The following is a 19,721-nucleotide window of genomic DNA, read 5'->3' on the forward strand; positions in this document are numbered from 1 at the left end:
TGGGTACTATTTAGAAACCGTTAAACCTTTAAGTCCTGGCAACGTCAACATAGTCACCAAGCTCAATAAGTATAATGCCGATAAAGAACCCATGACTACCGTCAGTGAGTAGTGATCCATCAAAATACCGATGACCACTGATGAGAATCCCCCCACCGCTCGGCCCACATTAACGATCACGTTGTTAGCCGTTGACCGAATTTCGGTTGGATAAAGGCGCGAAATTACGGCCCCGTAGCCGCCAAACATCCCGTTTGAGAAGAAACCGACCACCGCTCCGATAATTAAAAGGGATACTAAATTATGCGCTAAGGTAATGGTGTAAACCATTAAGGCGGACGCGATTAAGAAGATCCCAAATGCCCGCCGCGGACCAAAATAGTCCAAGATGGTGCCAAACGTCATCATTCCTAGACTCATTCCTATAATCGTCGCAATCATCCACAATGAAGAACTAGAAACATTTAATCCCAGTTGTTTCTGCACAATAATGGGTAACCAGTTCATCAAGCCAAAGTAACCGGCAATTTGAACGGTAGTCATCACCATCAGTGCCCCACTTTGATAGGCCACTTTAGGAGAACTGAACATGTATTTGAACACCGCTTTAATCGTGGATTCATGGTGTTCTTGTTGAGATTGAATGAATTCATCGGTTTCACTCAAATGCCGCCGTACAAAGTAAGTTAGAACTACCGGTACAATCCCCACTAAGAATAAGGCGTGCCACCCGAAGCGCGGAATAATTAGGGCCGCCAAGACAGCCGCTAAAATGGCACCAACTTGGCCGCCAATCGCCGCAATGGAGGTCATTTTGCCAATCTGATTTTTATGAAATGATTCCGCAATCATGGCAATCCCGACTCCGTATTCACCACCGGCCCCAATACCGGCTAGAAACCGCAGTATGTAAATTTCGGTGATATTATTGGCGACCGCCATCATCGCGGTCGCCAGGGCAAAGATAAAAATGGTATAGGTAAAGGTCTTCACCCGGCCAAAGCGATCTCCGATTAAGCCAAATAAAACGCCGCCAAACAGCATCCCGAGGTTAGTGATGGAGCCGATTAAGCCCGCTGCTCCGCCACTTAAATGCAATTGCGAAATCATGGAACTCATGGTAAACGATAAAAAAAGCACATCCATATTTTCCAGCGCAAAGCCAGAACTGGTCGAAGCAATCGTCCATTTCTGCTTAGTCGTCAAACTATGGGTGTGTTCAATAGTTGCGGTATCTTTCATACGCTATTCCTCCAAATGAATGCTCGCTGACATTCGTTATTTTTTACTGGCTTGATTATTTCACGAACTAAAACATAAATCAAGCCCATATTATTCAGAAAATCATTTTACGAAAATTACTTGACAGTTATTTTAGGTATGGTAAAGTTAACTACAAATAACAGAGCTTTAATTTGGTTCAGAGAAGCCAAAAGCGGACGAATAATAATCCAGTCCGTGAACTCGTGGGATTAGTAAGTTGAAATAAGCCTTGCTATAACTGCGTTTTATCGGGCTTTTTTTGTACCCAAAATTAGGAGGTTGACAGCAATGGGACCATTAATTATTTCTTTAGACGTCGCTCAACGGGCTGATTTATTTCAATTAATCGATCAATTTGACGCTAATGAAACTCTCACCGTCAAAATCGGCATGGGAATGTTTTATGGTGAAGGACCGCAAATTGTTCGGGATTTACTAAACATGGGCCATCATATCTTTTTAGATTTAAAGCTACATGATATTCCTAATACCGTAGAAAATGGAATGCGCCAAATCGGTCGGTTAGGTGTTACTTATACCACGGTACATGCTTTGGGCGGCGCTCAAATGATAGCTCAAGCAAAACGGGGACTCCTTAGTGGCGCTCAAGATGCTGGTGTCGCTCCCGCTAGACTGCTCGCAGTGACAGAATTAACCTCGATTACACCGCAAGAATTACAAGCCGAGCAAAATTGCCGCCTCGATATGGCGGATCAAGTGGTAAGCTTAGCGCAGCTGGCTAAAAAAGCGGGCGCAGACGGCGTGATCACCTCCCCGCTAGAGGTTCCCACGCTTCAAAAGCAGGTCGGAAAAGATTTCTTGTACGTAACTCCGGGCATTCGCCCCCATGGTGCGCCCCAAGATGATCAGGCGCGGACGGCCACCCCGCGGGAAGCAGCCTTAAAGGGCAGTAATGCACTGGTCATCGGCCGTCCCATTATTCAGGCCGCTAATCCCGTTAATACCTATCATCAACTTTTAGAGGAGTGGGAAAATGCAGAACGCTAAAATTATTGATACTTTAACCGCCGACCAAATTATTAGTTTATCGTTAACCAAACCCTTTCAGTATGCCAGTGGGATGTTAGCCCCGATTTACACCGATTTTCGTTTAACTATTGCTAATCCCCAATTAAGAGAGCTAATTGCTACTGGTTTGGCTGAAATGATTCAAACCTACTATCCCGATGCTACTGTTATTGGCGGCGTCGCCACTGCCGGGATCCCCCATGCCGCTTGGGTAGCTCAAAAGCTTAACTTGCCCCTCATTTATGTTCGTTCTAAGGCCAAGGATCATGGGGCTAACAAACAAATTGAAGGCCGTTTAAGTACCACTGATCAAGTTGTTTTAATTGACGATTTGATCTCGACGGGCGGCAGCGTCTTAAAAGCCGTCCAAGCTGTGCGGGATGCTGGTTACCACGTTGCGGGAGTGGCCGCAATTTATACGTATCAGTTTCCCGATGCCCAGCAAAATTTTGCTGATGCCCACACCACCTTGCATCCCTTGTTAACTTACACCGATGTGATTCAACAAGCTTTTGATCAGGGCCAAGTTTCCCAAGAACAATTTGACTATCTTAGTGCCTGGCACAAGGATCCTTGGCATTGGGTCAGTCAGGAGGTTAAAAATGAGTCCTAAACTAAACTTGCAAACTACTATTGCTGGCATTGATTTTAGGAATCCTATTCTTAACGCTGCTGGTGTTTGGTGTCAGTCTACTGCCGAACTCGATACGCTTTTAACTTCTAGTGCTGGTGGTGCCGTCACTAAAAGTGCTACCGTCAAATCTCGTTTGGGTAACGCTACCCCCCGATTAAAATCATTACCACTCGGTAGCATTAACTCGATGGGTTTACCTAACTACGGCTTTCAATATTATTTAGATTACGTTACCAAACAGCAAGCAACTGATCAGCATAATCTCATTTTATCCATTGCCGGTCTCAGTGTGGCCGATAATTTAACCATGCTAAGACAAATTCAATCCAGTGACTATACTGGACTAGTCGAACTAAATCTTTCCTGTCCCAATGTCGCCGGTAAATCTCAGGTCGGTTATGATTTCGCTGCTGTTGCTGATTTATTAGCCACCATTTTTACGTTTTTTGACGGTAAATTAGGACTGAAATTACCACCATATTTTGACTTACATCAGTTTGATGAACTGAGTGCCATCTTGAATCAATACCCGCTAGCTTATATCAACGCCATTAATTCAATCGGAAACGGCCTAATAGTTGATCCCCTCACCGAAAGCGTGGTTATTAAACCAAAAGGTGGCTTTGGAGGGATCGGTGGAAATTATGTTAAACCCACCGCTTTAGCTAATGTCCGGGCCTTTCGTTTACGACTTAACCCAACTATTAAAATTATCGGAACCGGAGGGATTAGTTCGGGACAAGATGTCTTTGAACATATCTTATGTGGCGCTGATTTAGTCCAAATCGGCACAGCTTTAGGTACTGAGGGTCCTGCTATTTTTGAACGGGTAACCAATGAATTAAGCGACTTAATGGCAGCAAAAGGTTACCAAAACCTCGCTGATTTTCGCGGTAAATTAAAAACGCTATAAAAAAGCTCGAAGCCATGGCTTCGAGCTTTTTAGGTTAAAAATACGCTTGATAGCCTAACACGACTGCCAAGATCAGCGCAAAAATACCGACAGTAGTCTTGATAAATCGTGAAGGAATGTAGCGCACAATCACCGGACCGAGGTACCCGCCCACAAATAACCCGATTAATAGCGGAATAATGACCTGCCAAGCAATCGTCAGTTGCCATGCGAACAGACTAGCGGAAACTACGTTATTAGTGAAAGTAGCAAAATTACGCATAGAATTATAAATTGCGTAATCTTCGTGAACCAACTGTGATAAGACGGCAATCATTAACAAGCCCGCTGCAGCACCAAAATAACCACTGTAAATTCCCACCAAGAAAACGGCCATCCAGCGCAAACGGTTCCACCAAGGATTATTTTCCGTAGTTGATTTCGCGATGGGGCGAGGCGTTAAGATTAAAATTCCCGCCAGCAAAATAAAAATCGGGACAACTTTTTGAAACCCTGCGTTAGAACTATGAATTAAAATCAGGGCCCCTAATACCCCACCGGCAGTATTTAAGAGAGCAATTTTTAAGGCTAGGCGCCAATGGTGTTTAAGTTCAGGTAACGAGGACAACACGGTACCTAACCCACCACCGACTTGAGCAACGGTAATCGTAGCGTTAGCGGTAATCGGCGCGATCCCCACCGATAGTAACACTGGATACAAAGTTAACGAGGCCATCCCGACGATGCCCGTCAGAATACCAGCAATTAAACTCATCATGATTAAGAAAATTAAGGTTCCCATTTTAGCTCCTTATGAATTATTCTGCCCCAAATTGACCCAAACTAACCCGAATAAACCGCCACACTTCCGGTTGTTTAGCATCAAAGTCCGATGGCAAAAAGCCAATTATTATTCTTATTGTACCAGAAAAACTTAATAATTAATGGTTAAAAAATAATGAATCCCGAAATAAAACTGGGTGGTAAAAGTTCAGTCCAAGACCAAACTTCACCACCCAAAAAATTATTTTTATTGTTGTTATTGGTTAGTAGTTAAAGTCCGCTAATTTAGCTTGTTTAACTTCAGCAATCGTCTTAGTACCCGCCAATTGCATGGTAGTCGCAAATTCATGATTGAGTTCTTGAATGGCATCTTGAACCCCTAAGGACCCACCCAAGGCGAGAGCATAAACAAATGGGCGTCCTAACGCTACTAAATCAGCTCCGGCAGCCAAGGACTTAAAGACATCGGAACCACGGCGAACCCCACTATCAAAGATAATCGGAACTCGACCAGCAACCGCAGTGGCAATCGCACTAAGCGCATCAAATGAAGCGGGACCACCATTTAATTGACGGCCACCATGGTTAGAAACATAAACGCCAGCGGCACCGGCCCCAATAGCTAATTCAGCGTCTTCAGGAGTTTGAATTCCCTTGACAATCACCGGTAAACCACTGTATTCCGCAATTCTTCTCACGTCATCTGGACTAATTTTTTGCGCAGCAGCGGCATAAATTTCCGCAATACCTTGCCCTTTACCAGCCCCTTGACTAAACTTCTCTAGGTTGGCCATTGGGATTGGGAATTGGAAATTATTAATAATATCAGCTTCCCGATAGCCATCAACCGTGGCATCGGCGGTTAAAATAATTCCTTTGACCCCGGCCTTTTTAGCTTCATCTAAAATCGCTTCATTGAATTTCCAATCTTTACTCATATAAAGTTGGAAAAATTGGGGAGCGCCAGCCCCAGCGGCAGCTGTATCTGCAATAGAAGCAGAAGAATAAGTACTTTGAGCCATCAAAGCGCCTTCGTCGGCAAACGCCTTAGCTGTAGCCACTTCCCCTTTAGAATGTGCTAACCCTTGCGCTGCTAAAGGTGCCATCATTACTGGTGTTTGCAAATCAATCCCAAAAACATTCGTACTTAAATCAGGATTATCGATATTAGCCAAAGTCCGGGGATAAATTTGCTTATGAGTAAAGGCTTTTCGATTTTGGGCTAAGGTCCAGTCATCTTCTGATCCACCAACTATGTAACCAAAACCACCCGTAGGAATAATAGCTTGTGCTCGCTTTTCTAATGATGCTAAGTTTAAAACATTAATATGTTCTTCACGGTCACTTTGTTCGTATCCATTAATAACTGTCATAATATAGCCTCCTAATAAATTGCTTAAGGCTATTCTAGTTCACTTACTTTTAATAAGCAACCGTTTTGTTGATATTATCGTTAGCTTTAACTAAAAAAACTGCTAGTTTCCTTAGTCCTAGCAGTTGGGGCCGTTATTTAGCTAAGGTTTGAGCTACTGAGATAATTTGAGCCCCGTACATCGTTTTAATATAATCTAAGGCCGTTTGATACGCTGGCTCATTTAAGGCTTCAGTGGTTTCTGTCGGTACCGTCACCGAATATCCGCGTAAATAAGCGTCTGCGGCTGAATGTTGGATACAAATATTGGTGACCACTCCCGTTAAAATAAGGTGATCCACCTGCAGATCACGTAATAAAGTATCCAAACCCGTTTCAAAAAAGGCACTGTAAGTCCGTTTTTCCAATGAATAGTCACCGGGCTGTGGAGCTAATTCAGGGATAATCTCGCTGCCCCACGTTCCCTTCATACTGTGTTCTCCCCAAATTTTCAATTCGTGATCGACTGGATAGTGCGCATCAGATACATAAATAACTGGCAGTGATTGCTGGTGGGCTCGCTTTATCAAATCATTAATGGGTTGAACCGTCTTTAAAGCCCGGTCATTCTTTAATGTGCCAGTCAAAAAATCGTTAGTCATATCAATTACCAAAACTGCTGATTGCATTTGAAGTCTCCTTTAAAAATTGATAAATGAGTTACACTAATTAGTATTAAGATACCATAAATGTTAGGACTTGATAAGCTAACTAATAAGCGAGACGATCAATTATCAAGATATACCAATCCTTGTATTCAGGTCATTAACGGCGTAAGTTAGCTTTAGCCATTACCAACAGTCCTGGCAGGGAAACTTTGAAACTAAATAATTGAATTCCCCCGGGTTATCCCCTACACTTTAGGCAGCTGAATACAGAGGAGGATTTCATTATGCAAGCATTTGGATATGATCACAGTGGGGGCCCAGAAGTATTTGAAGAATACGACGTGGCCCTTCCTACGTTAAAAGATACCGATATTTTAATCGAAAATAAAGCGTTTGGGTTAAATAACTTTGAACGTTCTCAGCGCGCGGGAGTCTTTGGTGCCACCACCCAGCGCCGGATTCCAGGTCGCGACGTTGCCGGCATCGTTAAACAAACAGGATCAGCCATTACGAAATTTCACCCCGGCGATCGTGTAGTAGCGCATGGCCATCATTCCTATGCTGAATATGCTACTAGTAGCGAAGCCAATACCGTGCTTATCCCAGCCCAGATCTCCTTTGCCGCAGCGGCCGCGATTGTAACCCCAGGGATCACTGCTTATAATGCACTGCATTACTTTGGTCAGGCACAACCCGGGCAAGTCGTGATTGTCAAAGGCGCTTCCGGGGGCGTGGGTTCGCTGGCGGCTCAATTAGCCCTCAACTTGGGCGATCAAGTGATTGGAATTGGCTCTAGTAGAAATGAAGCATACGTCAAATCATTAGGGGTCACTGAATACGTGGCCTACGATCAACAAGATCCGGCGAAAGTTTTACAGGATCAGGCCGACCTGGTAATCAATGCCGCAATGAACGGAGCCTCTAGCCAGGAAGATATTGCGATGGTTAAGCCCGGGGGAATTATTGCCACGGTTGCCCATGATGAAGCCGTGGTGACCGATAAAAAAGTGCAAATCAACCATATCAGTCCTACCCGAGAAGTACCTGATACTAAAGCCCTGCAAACGATCATGGATTTAATGGCAAGCCAAAAATTAACGATTAAGATTGGTGACGTCTTACCATTTACCCTTGCAGGAGTTCGGCAAGGTCATACGATCCTAGAAAACCCCCATGCGGGGCGCGTTATTATCGCTAAGGACGCTAACTAAATTAATTTCACAACAAACCCCCAAGCCTAACTTGGGGGTTTTATTGTGGGATAATTGTGAGAGGCGCGTTTAGATTTAACTGCTATAATAGATCATGACTTTTTTCACAATCAAAAATTTAATCCTAGGAGCAACTCATGAACGAAATTCTCAAAGAACAATTTCTGGTCGACGACCTCTCTGCTGATCAACAACACGTTATTGCAGATATCAACGACTACATTAAACATAGTCTTAATCAAAAACAACATTCGATTGCTATCATTGACGGTGCTGCTGGTACTGGTAAATCAGTGGTTTTAATGGAATTGGTCCGTAAATATATGACTGATCACCATTATAAAACGTCGCTAGTAGTGAACCATCCTGAACTCTACAAAGCTTATCGTGATCTGGGTTCAGCTATTCCTAACTTAAAAGTAGGTGACATTCGTCGCCCGACCTCACTGATTAACTATGCGCAAAAAAATCACAAAAAATACGATATTATTTTTGTCGATGAAGCTCATCTTTTATACTCTAAATCCGAACCCTACGCGCATTATCGTGGGCAAAATCAATTAACAGATTTGATGGATTTAGCCAAAGTCGTGGTCGCCGTTTATGACTTCGACCAAGTCTTTCAATCCAAGATGTATTGGGATAAGGACTTATTGATGAAAACCATCGGCAAGCACCCATACAAATTATTTAATATGAATTTCCAATACCGGATGGTTGCTAGTGACGAACAAGTACAGTGGATGGATGATTTGACGGCAGAAAAACCAATTAAAGCTTTCCCTAATAATAGTGATTTTGAGTTTCAGGTATTCGATCAAGCCGGCGTGATGTTTGATGCAATCAAGCAACGAAACCAAGAAGTGGGGATGAGCCGAATGGTGGCAACCTCAGGATTCCCACGGATTGATGGTCGTCACAACGTCGAAATGGATACCTTCAATTTACCTTGGGATGAGTGGGACCCGCAACGTACCCATTGGGCCAAGCGAGAAGGCTCAATTACTCAAGTAGGAACCATTTACACGTTGCAAGGCTTTGATTTGAATTACGTAGGAATGATTATCGGCCATCATTTGGCTATGATCCTAAAACCGATACCATGACGATCATTCCAGAAAAGTATTCTCACAAAGAGATATTCAAAAAACGTAAGGATATCAAGTTCACTCCAGCAGAATACAAGGTCTTCATCGCTAACGTCTTAAACGTATTGATGAAACGTGGTAAGTACGGTTTGTACTTGACCGCTTATGATGATGCCTTACGCCACCGCTTATTAGAATTAAATTCGCAATCGTAATTTCAATTAGCCTGGCAACGGGCTTTTTTATTTTGTCTCTTTTAAGCAAGCAAAGTTAAGATAAACTGACGAATTAATTTTAAGTAACAGCCCCCACGGTAATTGATAACCACTGCTTCTCATGCTCACTGTGACACTAATAGCTTAGTTCCCCTTGGTCTCCCAAATGTAATCTTTTTGCTACACCGCAACATCCTAAGATAACTGATTTTATTCATCTACAAAGCATTAAGCTTTAATAAATTAAATAAAAAACGGACAGTAAAATATCAGTTAAATACCGACTTTTTTACTATCCATAAAATGATTCGATGTTTTTTACTTTAATTCAACTACCAAATTTTTAATTATTTAGCTTCTTTACTTGTAACTAATTTAATTGGAGATTTAATATTTTTATCGATCTTTTTGCCTGAGAAATAATCATAAATAGCTTGTAAAGCCAATTTACCTTCTTGTTTGGGTTCTTGGGCTACAATACCGTCAATTGTACCGTTCTTAACGGCGGCTAATCCATCTGGAGTTCCATCAACAGAAACAATTTTGATATCTTTATTTTTAATGGCTTTTGCAGCACCTAATGCCATTTCATCATTTTGAGCGAAAATTCCCTTGATATCACCATGAGCTTGTAAAATATTTTGCATAACACTCAAACCTTTAGCTCGATCAAAATTAGCGCTTTGTTTAGTAACCACATCGAGTTTTCCTTTAACTTCTTTTTCAAATCCTTTTCCACGTTGAACCGCAGCATCGGCACCGGGGGTTCCTTCTAATTCAGCCACCTTAGCATCTTTACCAACAATTTTTTCTAGATATTGACCAGCCATCTTACCAGCCAAAACATTATCAGAAGCTACCGTTGTCAGTAACTTACCACCGTTAGAGCCACGGTCACAAGCAACAACGGGAATACCGGCATCATTAGCTTTTTTAATTGCAGGCACAATAGCATCAGAATCTACTGGATTAATAATAATTACGTCTACTTTTTTAGTAACTAAATCAGAAATTTGGTTGTTTTGCTTGGCACTATCATTTTGAGCATCAAATGTTTGAACCTTAGTATCGTTTTTCTTAGCTGTCTCATCCACACCTTGTTTTAAATTAACAAAGAATGGATTACTTAATGTAGATAAAGACATTCCTACTTTAATATCTTTTTTAGCTTTTTTAGTAACTTTAGTATCATTACTATTTTTTTTGCCAACTGTAGCATTGCCACAGCCAGTTAAAAGAAATAATCCTGCCGTTAACACAGTAAGTGAAGTTAAGAATTTTTTTGAATTTTTTTTCATGATTAATTTCCTCTTTTTTTAGTTTTTAGCTTGTTTGCGATCTAATAAAACAGCAATTAAAATAACAATTCCTTTGACGATTTGTTGATAAAAACTTGAAATTCCTAATAAATTCATCCCATTATTTAAAACTCCAATGATCAATGCCCCAATAAGAGTTCCTGATATTTTACCAGTCCCTCCTGCCAATGAGGTTCCACCTAAAACTACGGCCGCGATTGCGTCCATTTCATAACCACTACCAGCATCTGGTTGAGCCGATGATAACTGCGAAGTTAACACCATTCCTGCAACTGCCGCTAGCAGTCCCGCAACAACATAAATCCAAATTAAAATATGATTTACTTTTACTCCAGCTACAAACGCTGCTTTTTGGTTACCACCAATAGCAAAGGTTCTTCGCCCAAATGCTGTTTTATGCATTAAAATATAAAAAATTATATAAGCGATTAACATTAAATAAACTTGAAAGGGAACCCCAAACAAATATCCTTGCCCAATGAATTGAAAGGAAAAACTATCATTCATTTTCGGCCCAGTAATTGGATTACCATTAGTTAATACATAAGTCATCCCCCGAAAAATTGACATTGTGGCCAACGTAACGATAAAAGGTGCTGCTTTTCCGTACGCAATTAAAAAGCCATTAACTGCTCCAAAAACTGCCCCAAAAATAACACCAATAATAAACGCTAAAATAGGTGATATCCCGTTTAAAATTAACTTCGCTGATATTGCTCCACTCAATGCTAAGATGGCACCTACAGATAAATCAATACCACCAGTTAAAATAACAAATTGCATGCCAAAGGCAATTAAGGCATTGATAGACACTTGTTGCAGCAAGTTCATTAAATTAGGAATTGTTAAAAAAGAAGTATTTAAAATACTAACAATTACTACCAATCCAATTAAAGCCACTAGTGGACCCATTTTCGTATAAAATTGCCCTAGGTTAAAAGGTTGTTTTGTTTCACTACTCATCTAATTTACCTCCTGTGGCTAAAGTCATTACTTTTTCTTGCGTTGCCACCGATGTTAGAATTTCGCCGGTAATTTGGCCTTCATATACCACTATAATTCGATCAGAAAAACCAATTACTTCTTGTAGATCACTAGAAATCATGATAATTGCTACACCACGATCAGTTAGCTCATTCATCAGGTCATAAATTTCTCGTTTAGCCCCGACATCAACTCCACGCGTAGGTTCATCTAAGATTAATATTTGTGAACCAGTTCCAACCCACTTAGCTAAAACTACTTTTTGTTGATTACCACCAGATAATGATCGTGCTGTTGCCGTTCGATCAACTGTTTTTATAGTTAATCTTTTGATTAATAAATCAATAAAAGTATTTTCATTCTTCTGATCTAAAAGACCATGTTTACTAAACTCATTTAAACTAGGCAAACCAATATTATCAGCAATGGCTGCGTCTAAAATCAAACCTTCTTCTTTTCTGTTCTCTGTTAAAAAGCCAATACCGTGTTTAATAGCATCACTAGGGTTATATATTTTAACTTCTTTATTATTTACCCATATCGTACCGGTATCATAGTGATCAATTCCAAACAGAGCCCGCATTATTTCAGTTCTACCAGATCCCATTAATCCTGAAAATGCTAACAGTTCGCCCTCTTTAACGGAAAAAGAAATATCTTGAAACACCCCATTACTAGTAAAATTAGCTATTTTTAATCGTGTTTTACCATAATGAGGTTGCCGCTCTGGATAAAAATCAGCCAAATCACGTCCTACCATATCCTTCACAATTTGATGAATATTAGTTTCAGCAGTTTTATAATTGGCCACCGTCAAACCATCTCGCATCACCGTGATTTCATCCGTAATTTCAAAAATTTCTTGCATACGATGAGAAATATAGATTATTCCGACACCTTGTTGCTTTAATTTACGAATAATCGTAAACATTTTATCAATTTCGGTTTCGGTTAAAGCTGCTGATGGTTCATCCATAATCAGTATTTTAGTATCATTCATTAGGGATTTGGCTATTTCAATTATCTGCTGATTACCAACACTTAAATCACCAATTTTAGTCGTTAAATCTATGTTGGCATCTAATTGCTCAAGCGTTTGGGTTGCTTTGGCTATCATTGATTTATCATCTAGCATTCCGAATTTTGTTTTTAATTCTTTATTTAAAAACATATTCTCGATAACGGTCATTTCAGCAAAGTTATTCATTTCTTGATGGATAAAGCTAATACCATGTTGCTCGGCGTCAAAAGCATTTTTATACGTTAACTCCTGACCATCAACAATGATTTTTCCACTATCAGCAGTTAATAAACCCGTTAAAATATTCATCAATGTTGATTTTCCGGCACCATTTTCGCCCATCAACGCCTTAACTTGACCGCCATTTATTGAAAAATTAACATCTTTTAAAACGTGATTTTGATCAAATGACTTAGATATTCCTTTTAATTCTATTTTCAAACTATCACCTCGATTTCAAATATTATTTAAAATGTAACTCCACTTTCTAAAATAATATTAGCGTAAGGTGTCATTTCTCCTGTTCTAATAAAGGCTTTTGTTTTTTTCAGATTCTTTTTTAACTCTTCATGTGTTACAAAATCAATTGAAACATCGGGAAGTATCTTCTTTATAACCATTAATTGATCTGGGTTATATTTTTTAATTTCTTCTGCTAAGTAAACTTTTTGAACTTCCATTTCTGAAAGAAGATTTATCAATACCTCTTCTAAACTGGGAGTACCAGCAGATACTGCCAAATCAATTTTAGAAATATCATTAGGAACAGGCATACCCGCATCACCAACTGAAAGCCAATCATTATGTCCCATATTGGCAACCACTGCAGCTATATTGGAATTAATAATGCCACGCTTTTTCATATTATTCCTCACTATTACTTATATATTTTTAAACAATGAAAGCGTATACAGCATTTCATATGGCTATATTATAATATTAAAAGAGAAAAATCAATAGAATAATACGTTTTTTTTATTTTATATATCATTATATAAGCAAGTATAGACCACTTTTGTATGCAATATATATTTTCACAAAAAAATATGATCACATAAAAATAAATTATTTTTACATTTATCTTTACATGATCATATCAATTAAATTTTATCTTTATTGCGCTGACATCCCACCATCAACCACAAACTCTGAACCGGTAGAGTAACTAGAATCATCGGAAGCCAAGAATAAGACCATTTGCGAAACTTCCTCCGGTTCTGCAATCCGACGCAGCGGAATCGCTTTAGCAAATTGTTTAACAGCTTCGGCCGTTCCTGCTTGCGAAATCATTGGTGTTTCAATAACACCAGGGTGAATCGAATTAACGCGCACGCCGCTAGGGGCCAGTTCTAAAGCCGCCGCTTTGGTCATGCCCCGAACTGCAAATTTGGTATCAGTATATCCGACGGCTCCCCCTACTAGACCGTTTAAAGAAGAAACATTAATAATGGAACCAGCGTGTTGTGCCACCATTTCCTTAGCCACTGCTTTCAGACCTAAAAAAGTACCTAATTGATTAATCTGGAAAATCTTAATATAGTCGGCTTCACTAATCTCTTGCAGGGGTTTGGCAAAAGTAATGCCCGCGTTGTTCACCAAAATATCGATCTGGCCAAACTGCGCTTTAGTGGCCGCTACCACGTGCTCCCAATCAGCGGCACTAGCAACGTCCTGCTTGATAAATAAAGCCTTGTCTGGTCCTAACGCAGCTGCTAATTGTTCCCCCTCGGCTTGCTTAACATCAGTAATAACGACTTGAGCTCCCTCACTAACAAATAGCTTTGCGTGAGCAGCCCCCATTCCTTGAGCAGCACCAGTAATAATGGCGACTTTGCCAGCTAGTTTTCCCATAATTGTCAGCCTCCTAATTGTATTCGATTACATTGAGCTATTATAACGTATTTCAATTTTGCCGGCTATAGCTACCAAAAAAGACGATGTTACCATCGTCTTGACTGATTATTCTGTTTTATCCTTCATTTTTTCGGCCAAGGCTTTAGATGGATAATATTGATCCCCGATATCAATCTGGGCACCATAAGCATCATACAAAATGGGAGTAGTCTTCCCCCAAAATAAAAATATTATCTATTACGTTTAACTACTTATTATTAAACCATTACCTAGGCTCTTTTTCAATGAAGCGCTTACGTTAGAGTTATCTGATGTAGCTTTCTGGTAAGTCCAGTCATATCTAATTCTAATTATATTAATTTATGATAAATAAAAACGCCTCTCAGAAAAATTTCTGCGGAGCGTTTTACTGTTCATAATTATTTAAGTAGTTGCGTGATTCATTTCCAACAATAATTGAGCACTTTGTTGATCAATAAAGACCTCGTTTGCATAACCCGAACGCAGTACCGTTGCTAAAGCTGTAACCTGTGTCGTTTTGTTCACAATCACCATGGAATGTTCTTTATAACGCAAATTCTCTAGTGGAATTGAAACCGTTCGTTGTTCGATTTCAGATACTACTGGATTACCATTGCCATCAATAAAGTGGGATAAAACTTCACCGACTGCCTGATCCTGGACTTGCTGTTGTTCAGTTGCAGTAAAATAATTATCATTATTTAAAAAGTGGCTTTGCGAAACATCTTCAATGCTAAAGATAGCAATATTAGAAACTCGACCTAATTTTTCAACATATCTAACATGATTTTCTTGTTCAGCAAGCGCCTTATTTTTAGGATCAGCAAACATAATTGGTAACGGTAATAGTTGAACCATTGCATTATAAGCCTGTGAGAATTGACTTAGCGCTTCTAACCCCATGAAATGGTCAACCGGATCGGTAAAAATACCATCTAGTTGAACAACTTCGACATCTCGCACCGTTTTCGGCAGTAGTCCCTTAGCCACTTGAAGAATACTTTGACCACGACCCAAGCCAATAATGTCACCGTTTTTAATTAAATTATTTAAATAATCAGTGGCAGATTCACAAACTCGTTCTAATTTCATTTTTTGGTCATCTTGAGAAGTAGAGACAACCGTAAAATCTACATCATCATAGAGATTTGTAAGTTGATTAGATAACGTTTGGGCATCACGCAAATGATCATTTACCGTAATGGTCACAAGTCCTTTTTCCCTAGCAGTGGCTAATAGGCGCGAAACCGTGGTGCGCGAAATGGCTTCCTTTTTGGCAATTTGGTTTTGTTCGATCCCATCAATATAATATTGACGAGCTACTCTGAGGATTTGTTCACGTCGTTTTAAATTATCTATTGTTCTTACTCCTCCCTAAAGATTTATTTTAAATATTTGAAAACTCTTGGTAAAAATCCTTAAGGTTATTATACGCTTTTTTGTACATATCAAAATAACGATTATAGATTTCATGTTTTTCTAGGTTAGGGGTAACCTTTTCATCGATTTTAATCCATTTCGATGCATCTTGAGGATCAATGCTATTAATACCAACACCAGCTAAAATGGCACTCCCTAAATTAGCTTCTCCGCCAGACTTGGTGGTTAAAATAGTCTTACCAGTTACATCTGCGATCATTTGATCCATTTTCTTGGAGTGACTGACACCACCAACTAGTGTGATAGAATCGCCCACTTCATCCCCAAATTGTTCAATACTTTGACGAACTGAGTAAGCAATCGCTTCTTGAAAGGCGTTATAAATTTCATATTTGGTAGTTTTAAGAGATAGACCTAAAATGGTTCCTCGAATATCTGAATCCCACAATGGACTTCGTTCTCCCATAAAAAATGGTAGCACTAGCAAGCCGTTACTACCGGCTGGAACATCACTACTTTGAAAATCGAGCTCTTTAGGGCCATCATTTTCATCAAATTCAGTAGCAAATTCTTTAACAAACCACGCCACAATTGCCCCAGCTGTATTAGCTCCAGCAAAATTATAATAGTAATCTTTAGGCTTATAGGAATAAGGCCAGATGATCAACTTTTTATCTCTAAGGGGTTTTTCAGTTACTAATGCCGCATTCATTGAAGTACCAAGAGCCACCGTAACTTTTCCGGGTTCAAAAACACCAGTTCCAACGGTAGCAGGGCCCACATCAACCCCAGTATTAAAGACTGGTGTCCCTGCCTTTAATCCTAATCGAGCAGCCCATTTATCATTAACCCGACCAGCTACATCGGTACTTTCAACAAATTTTTGCGGTAATTTATCGATATCAATTCCCAACTTATCAGCTAATTCTTGTGACCACTCGTCTTTATTAATATCAAAGACTCCAGCTAAATTACCAGCAGCCGAGTAATTAATACTTTGTTGACCGGTCAGTTGATAAATCACGTAGGATTCAGGTGGTAAAAATTTAGCGGTTTGTTGATACAATTCCGGCTTGTTTTTCTTTAACCACATTAATTTAGTGTACCCATAGTAAGGATCTGACAAATTAGCTGTAACATCCATTAATTCAGTATCACTAACTAAATCAGCTACTTTTTTTGTCTCTTTAGTGGCTCGGCGGTCCATCCAAATCAATGCCGGTCCCAACACTTTACCAGTTGTATCTACCGGAATACCAGAACCACCGTAAAGACCGTCAATTCCAATTGCCACAATATCTTCGTCATTAACTTTAGAAGCTAAGGTTCTAATTAGTGAGGCAACGGCATTAAACCAATCTTGCGCATTAGCTTCAGCCCAACCAGGATGTGGCGTTGCAAAAGAATAATTATCCTTCTTTTGAGCAATTATTTCGCCTTCAGTCGTTAACAAAATGGCTTTGGTGCCTGATGTTCCAATATCAATTCCTAAAATATATTTAGTCATTCTTTGCTCTCCTCGTTAAACTTATTAATCCTTTAAACCGGTAGTAACTTCAAACTGCCGACTCTCACCGGGTTGCAACATAATTAAAGTCCCGGCCTTTTTAGCGGCTGTTCGACCTTCAGTGCGACTAGTGGCTGGTAATGCAAAAGCAGCGACTTGTAAATCGGGATTATACATTAACCAACGAGTGACATTAGGAAATTCCTTAGTATTAAAAGAAACCATAACTGTGTGCTGACGATCCATTTTCATTTCAAACTCTGCTTGGTCAACTTGTTGATTTAAGTCATCACCAAAATAAACAATTTCTGGATCAAAATGTTCTTCTTTATCCAATTCGTTAATTAGTTGGCCTGATGCCGCAATTTGTTTAGTGAAGGCTAGCCATTCTTTAGTGGGATGAATGTGATCCGGAATGGATTCTCGCAAATGAAAGGCTGTCTCGGGAATGTTTTGGCTAATTTGGGCGCCCTTAACAAACTTATAATTAATGTGAGTTAAATATTGTAATGGCATTTCTTGATAATCAGACAAGTTCTTTACGAACATTTTAATGTCCAATAAAGCACTTCCCTTTTTCAAGGTAACTGATGGATTAGCAAAGTAATGATCACCAAATCCTTTCACATATTCAACTTGGCTGCTGACCGTAACAGCATCCTCATTAATTTCAATAAACGAGCTATCCATGGAAGTCAATGGGAACTCACCATGAGCATAATGATCATCTTCTGGACCAGGATTACCGCTAGCCAAGAGACCAGAATGAAATTGAAATGGTCCGTAAGAATCGGTAATTTGTTTACCAGGGTAAGGTTGCTTGAAGGTGTTTTTCATTTTTAAATCAAATCCATCAAAAACAGCATCCCAAATCATTAAACCTTCGAACGGTAAAATAGTTAAATATCCTCTTGAGTTTTGAACCTTAAGGGCTTCTACCCCAGAATCATACTTAAAACTGGAAATTATAAATTCATCATTTTCCATCAATACTCGTGCTTGCTCTTGAAAATTATCTTTATATAAATTAATTTTGGTCATTTTTTGCTCCCTCTGCTAAACCGTCAAATGGATGCTTGATATAGTGATAGGCATAAATAATCATTGCTCCAAAGGTAAAGAAGTGCACTGCAAAGGAAATGGTCATTGAACCCGTAATATCTGCAACCCATCCTTGAATGGCAGGCCATACCCCACCACCGACAACCATCATTACTAGCATTGCGCCGGCAGTTTCGGTTTGGTGTGGATCTTCAATAAAGCCAAGTGTTTCAGTATAAATAGTAGCGTAGCCAGGTCCCATTAAGCCAGAAACTAAAATAGCAATGTACACACCGCTAAAGTTGCGATCAATCATCATGGTACCAATGGCAATAAAACCAAGAACAGAATACCAGAAGAGCACTTTAAGATGCGGAATTTTTCTCATTAAATAATCAGCTAAAACTCGGCCGATGAAAAAGGCAATGTAACTTCCAATAACATAATTAGAAGAAGTTCGTTCATTAATAGCTGGGTTTAAGGTTAATGCCAAACGAATAGTAAATGACCAAACTGATACTTGAAGACCAACATACATAAACAAAGTGAACATGCCATAAGTAAAGTTGTGATTTTTAAGGAGTTGCATCACAGTTTTACCAGTACTTTGCTCTTTAACTGCCTTATTTTTAGTTGGTTTACCACTTGGAAATTGAGTAATCATAAATAAGATAATCATGATTGCAATCACAATAATAATGTACTTATATGGTTGCAGGGTTTTTTGGAGTGCTTCTTCACCCAAACGAACTCGAGCACTACCAGATACTTTGCTGAGTTTTTCATCTAGATTTGCTCCATTAGTAAAGATCAAATATTTACCAAGTAAAATACCAACAATTGAGCCAATTGGGAGGAAGGTTTGCGAAATATTAAGCCGTAAAGTTCGTTGTTTTTCCGGTCCTAATAAAGCTGAATACGTATCAGCCGAAGTTTCGATGATAGTCAATCCAGTGGCCAAAACAAACAATGCCAATAAAAAGAAACCATAAGTAGCGGCAGCCGAAGCTGGGAAGAATAAAGCACAACCAATCAAATATAATAGCAATCCAATAATAATAGTTACTCTGTAAGAAGTCTTTTTAATTAGCCATGAAGCGGGAATCGCCATCACAAAATAACCTAATGAAAAAGCACTTTGAACATAGGCAGAAGCCAAGTTACTCAATTGAAAGATGGATTTGAATTGAGTAATTAAAATATCATTTAAACTAGCGGCAGCTCCCCACATTGGAAATAATAATGATACCAAGATAAATTGAAGGACCGGGGCTTTACTCAAATAGCCATTACCTAATTCTTTACCACGAAATTTAAAAATCCCAAATTCGTGTGGCCCATTGTTCGTAGAATGTTCCATATAATTTACTCTCCTTAAAAATAAAGTGTCTGTCATATGTAATCGATTACATGAGTCATTGTATCATAAAATGAACATATTCCCACATGTAAAATGAAAT

At 39.5% G+C, this 19,721-nt stretch carries 17 protein-coding genes and 1 pseudogene; 5 read left to right on the top strand and 13 right to left on the bottom strand.

Annotated features, from left to right (window positions below):
• Nucleotides 1-6: 6 nt before the first annotated feature.
• The gene (locus HII32_RS02815; RefSeq protein ID WP_172188090.1) at nt 7-1,242 is read right to left on the bottom strand and encodes an MFS transporter; all 1,236 of its coding nucleotides are present in this window, start codon (nt 1,240-1,242) and stop codon (nt 7-9) included.
• A 309-nt stretch (nt 1,243-1,551) separates the two neighbouring features.
• On the opposite strand from HII32_RS02815, the gene pyrF reads away from it, so the two are divergent.
• Genes pyrF through HII32_RS02830 form a run of 3 tightly spaced genes read left to right on the top strand, consistent with a single transcriptional unit; the run spans nt 1,552 to nt 3,839 of the window.
• Nucleotides 1,552-2,271, top strand: coding sequence for an orotidine-5'-phosphate decarboxylase (gene pyrF / locus HII32_RS02820; protein WP_172188092.1), 720 nt, complete (start codon nt 1,552-1,554; stop codon nt 2,269-2,271).
• A complete protein-coding gene (gene pyrE / locus HII32_RS02825; RefSeq protein WP_172188094.1) occupies nt 2,258-2,905 on the top strand; it encodes an orotate phosphoribosyltransferase in 648 nt (215 codons plus the stop codon). Before pyrF ends, pyrE begins: the two co-directional genes overlap by 14 nt.
• Nucleotides 2,895-3,839, top strand: coding sequence for a dihydroorotate oxidase (locus HII32_RS02830; RefSeq protein WP_172188096.1), 945 nt, complete (start codon nt 2,895-2,897; stop codon nt 3,837-3,839). Before pyrE ends, HII32_RS02830 begins: the two co-directional genes overlap by 11 nt.
• A gap of 34 nt (nt 3,840-3,873) precedes the next feature.
• On the opposite strand, the gene HII32_RS02835 is transcribed toward HII32_RS02830, so the two are convergent.
• The 3 genes from HII32_RS02835 to HII32_RS02845 all read right to left on the bottom strand — a co-directional run bounded on the left by HII32_RS02835 (nt 3,874) and on the right by HII32_RS02845 (nt 6,641).
• Nucleotides 3,874-4,620, bottom strand: coding sequence for a sulfite exporter TauE/SafE family protein (locus HII32_RS02835; RefSeq protein ID WP_172188098.1), 747 nt, complete (start codon nt 4,618-4,620; stop codon nt 3,874-3,876).
• Between the two features lie 244 nt (nt 4,621-4,864).
• Nucleotides 4,865-5,974, bottom strand: a complete 1,110-nt coding sequence (locus tag HII32_RS02840; protein ID WP_172188100.1) for a lactate oxidase — start codon at nt 5,972-5,974, stop codon at nt 4,865-4,867.
• Between the two features lie 133 nt (nt 5,975-6,107).
• Nucleotides 6,108-6,641 (bottom strand): cysteine hydrolase family protein, encoded by a 534-nt coding sequence (locus HII32_RS02845; protein WP_172188102.1) that lies wholly within the window; start codon nt 6,639-6,641, stop codon nt 6,108-6,110.
• Nucleotides 6,642-6,904: 263 nt separating this feature from the next.
• On the opposite strand from HII32_RS02845, the gene HII32_RS02850 reads away from it, so the two are divergent.
• Nucleotides 6,905-7,831: an NADP-dependent oxidoreductase gene (locus HII32_RS02850; RefSeq protein ID WP_172188104.1), complete on the top strand. Its 927-nt coding sequence runs from the start codon at nt 6,905-6,907 to the stop codon at nt 7,829-7,831.
• Nucleotides 7,832-7,968: 137 nt separating this feature from the next.
• Nucleotides 7,969-9,134: pseudogene (locus HII32_RS02855) on the top strand (DUF2075 domain-containing protein).
• Nucleotides 9,135-9,481: 347 nt separating this feature from the next.
• On the opposite strand, the gene HII32_RS02860 reads toward HII32_RS02855, so the two are convergent.
• The 9 genes from HII32_RS02860 to fucP all read right to left on the bottom strand — a co-directional run bounded on the left by HII32_RS02860 (nt 9,482) and on the right by fucP (nt 19,621).
• Nucleotides 9,482-10,432 carry a substrate-binding domain-containing protein gene (locus HII32_RS02860; protein WP_172188106.1) on the bottom strand — a complete coding sequence of 317 codons (951 nt, stop codon included), beginning with the start codon at nt 10,430-10,432 and terminating at the stop codon, nt 9,482-9,484.
• 18 nt (nt 10,433-10,450) lie between these two features.
• Nucleotides 10,451-11,416 carry an ABC transporter permease gene (locus HII32_RS02865; protein ID WP_246224804.1) on the bottom strand — a complete coding sequence of 322 codons (966 nt, stop codon included), beginning with the start codon at nt 11,414-11,416 and terminating at the stop codon, nt 10,451-10,453.
• Nucleotides 11,409-12,899, bottom strand: a complete 1,491-nt coding sequence (locus HII32_RS02870) for a sugar ABC transporter ATP-binding protein (protein WP_172188108.1) — start codon at nt 12,897-12,899, stop codon at nt 11,409-11,411. Before HII32_RS02870 ends, HII32_RS02865 begins: the two co-directional genes overlap by 8 nt.
• Before the next feature lie 26 nt (nt 12,900-12,925).
• A complete protein-coding gene (gene rbsD, locus HII32_RS02875; protein ID WP_172188110.1) occupies nt 12,926-13,321 on the bottom strand; it encodes a D-ribose pyranase in 396 nt (131 codons plus the stop codon).
• A gap of 250 nt (nt 13,322-13,571) precedes the next feature.
• A complete protein-coding gene (locus HII32_RS02880) occupies nt 13,572-14,309 on the bottom strand; it encodes an SDR family NAD(P)-dependent oxidoreductase (RefSeq protein WP_172188112.1) in 738 nt (245 codons plus the stop codon).
• A gap of 426 nt (nt 14,310-14,735) precedes the next feature.
• Nucleotides 14,736-15,542 (bottom strand): sugar-binding domain-containing protein, encoded by an 807-nt coding sequence (locus tag HII32_RS02885; RefSeq protein ID WP_172188114.1) that lies wholly within the window; start codon nt 15,540-15,542, stop codon nt 14,736-14,738.
• A 178-nt stretch (nt 15,543-15,720) separates the two neighbouring features.
• Nucleotides 15,721-17,220 (bottom strand): FGGY-family carbohydrate kinase, encoded by a 1,500-nt coding sequence (locus tag HII32_RS02890; RefSeq protein WP_172188116.1) that lies wholly within the window; start codon nt 17,218-17,220, stop codon nt 15,721-15,723.
• Nucleotides 17,221-17,244: 24 nt separating this feature from the next.
• The gene (locus tag HII32_RS02895) at nt 17,245-18,261 is read right to left on the bottom strand and encodes a DUF4432 family protein (protein WP_172188118.1); all 1,017 of its coding nucleotides are present in this window, start codon (nt 18,259-18,261) and stop codon (nt 17,245-17,247) included.
• Nucleotides 18,248-19,621 (bottom strand): L-fucose:H+ symporter permease, encoded by a 1,374-nt coding sequence (fucP, locus tag HII32_RS02900; RefSeq protein WP_172188120.1) that lies wholly within the window; start codon nt 19,619-19,621, stop codon nt 18,248-18,250. The genes HII32_RS02895 and fucP overlap by 14 nt, the downstream gene beginning before the upstream one ends.
• Nucleotides 19,622-19,721 lie beyond the last annotated feature (100 nt).

It is taken from the genome of Lentilactobacillus kribbianus (assembly GCF_013184075.1).
Classification (GTDB): domain Bacteria; phylum Bacillota; class Bacilli; order Lactobacillales; family Lactobacillaceae; genus Lentilactobacillus; species Lentilactobacillus kribbianus.

Coding starts and splice junctions, on each gene's coding strand:
- HII32_RS02815 (WP_172188090.1), bottom strand. CDS start 1,242: ATGAAAGATACCGCAACTATTGAACACACCCATAGTTTGACGACTAAG.
- pyrF (WP_172188092.1), top strand. CDS start 1,552: ATGGGACCATTAATTATTTCTTTAGACGTCGCTCAACGGGCTGATTTA.
- pyrE (WP_172188094.1), top strand. CDS start 2,258: ATGCAGAACGCTAAAATTATTGATACTTTAACCGCCGACCAAATTATT.
- HII32_RS02830 (WP_172188096.1), top strand. CDS start 2,895: ATGAGTCCTAAACTAAACTTGCAAACTACTATTGCTGGCATTGATTTT.
- HII32_RS02835 (WP_172188098.1), bottom strand. CDS start 4,620: ATGGGAACCTTAATTTTCTTAATCATGATGAGTTTAATTGCTGGTATT.
- HII32_RS02840 (WP_172188100.1), bottom strand. CDS start 5,974: ATGACAGTTATTAATGGATACGAACAAAGTGACCGTGAAGAACATATT.
- HII32_RS02845 (WP_172188102.1), bottom strand. CDS start 6,641: ATGCAATCAGCAGTTTTGGTAATTGATATGACTAACGATTTTTTGACT.
- HII32_RS02850 (WP_172188104.1), top strand. CDS start 6,905: ATGCAAGCATTTGGATATGATCACAGTGGGGGCCCAGAAGTATTTGAA.
- HII32_RS02860 (WP_172188106.1), bottom strand. CDS start 10,432: ATGAAAAAAAATTCAAAAAAATTCTTAACTTCACTTACTGTGTTAACG.
- HII32_RS02865 (WP_246224804.1), bottom strand. CDS start 11,416: ATGAGTAGTGAAACAAAACAACCTTTTAACCTAGGGCAATTTTATACG.
- rbsD (WP_172188110.1), bottom strand. CDS start 13,321: ATGAAAAAGCGTGGCATTATTAATTCCAATATAGCTGCAGTGGTTGCC.
- HII32_RS02880 (WP_172188112.1), bottom strand. CDS start 14,309: ATGGGAAAACTAGCTGGCAAAGTCGCCATTATTACTGGTGCTGCTCAA.
- HII32_RS02890 (WP_172188116.1), bottom strand. CDS start 17,220: ATGACTAAATATATTTTAGGAATTGATATTGGAACATCAGGCACCAAA.
- HII32_RS02895 (WP_172188118.1), bottom strand. CDS start 18,261: ATGACCAAAATTAATTTATATAAAGATAATTTTCAAGAGCAAGCACGA.
- fucP (WP_172188120.1), bottom strand. CDS start 19,621: ATGGAACATTCTACGAACAATGGGCCACACGAATTTGGGATTTTTAAA.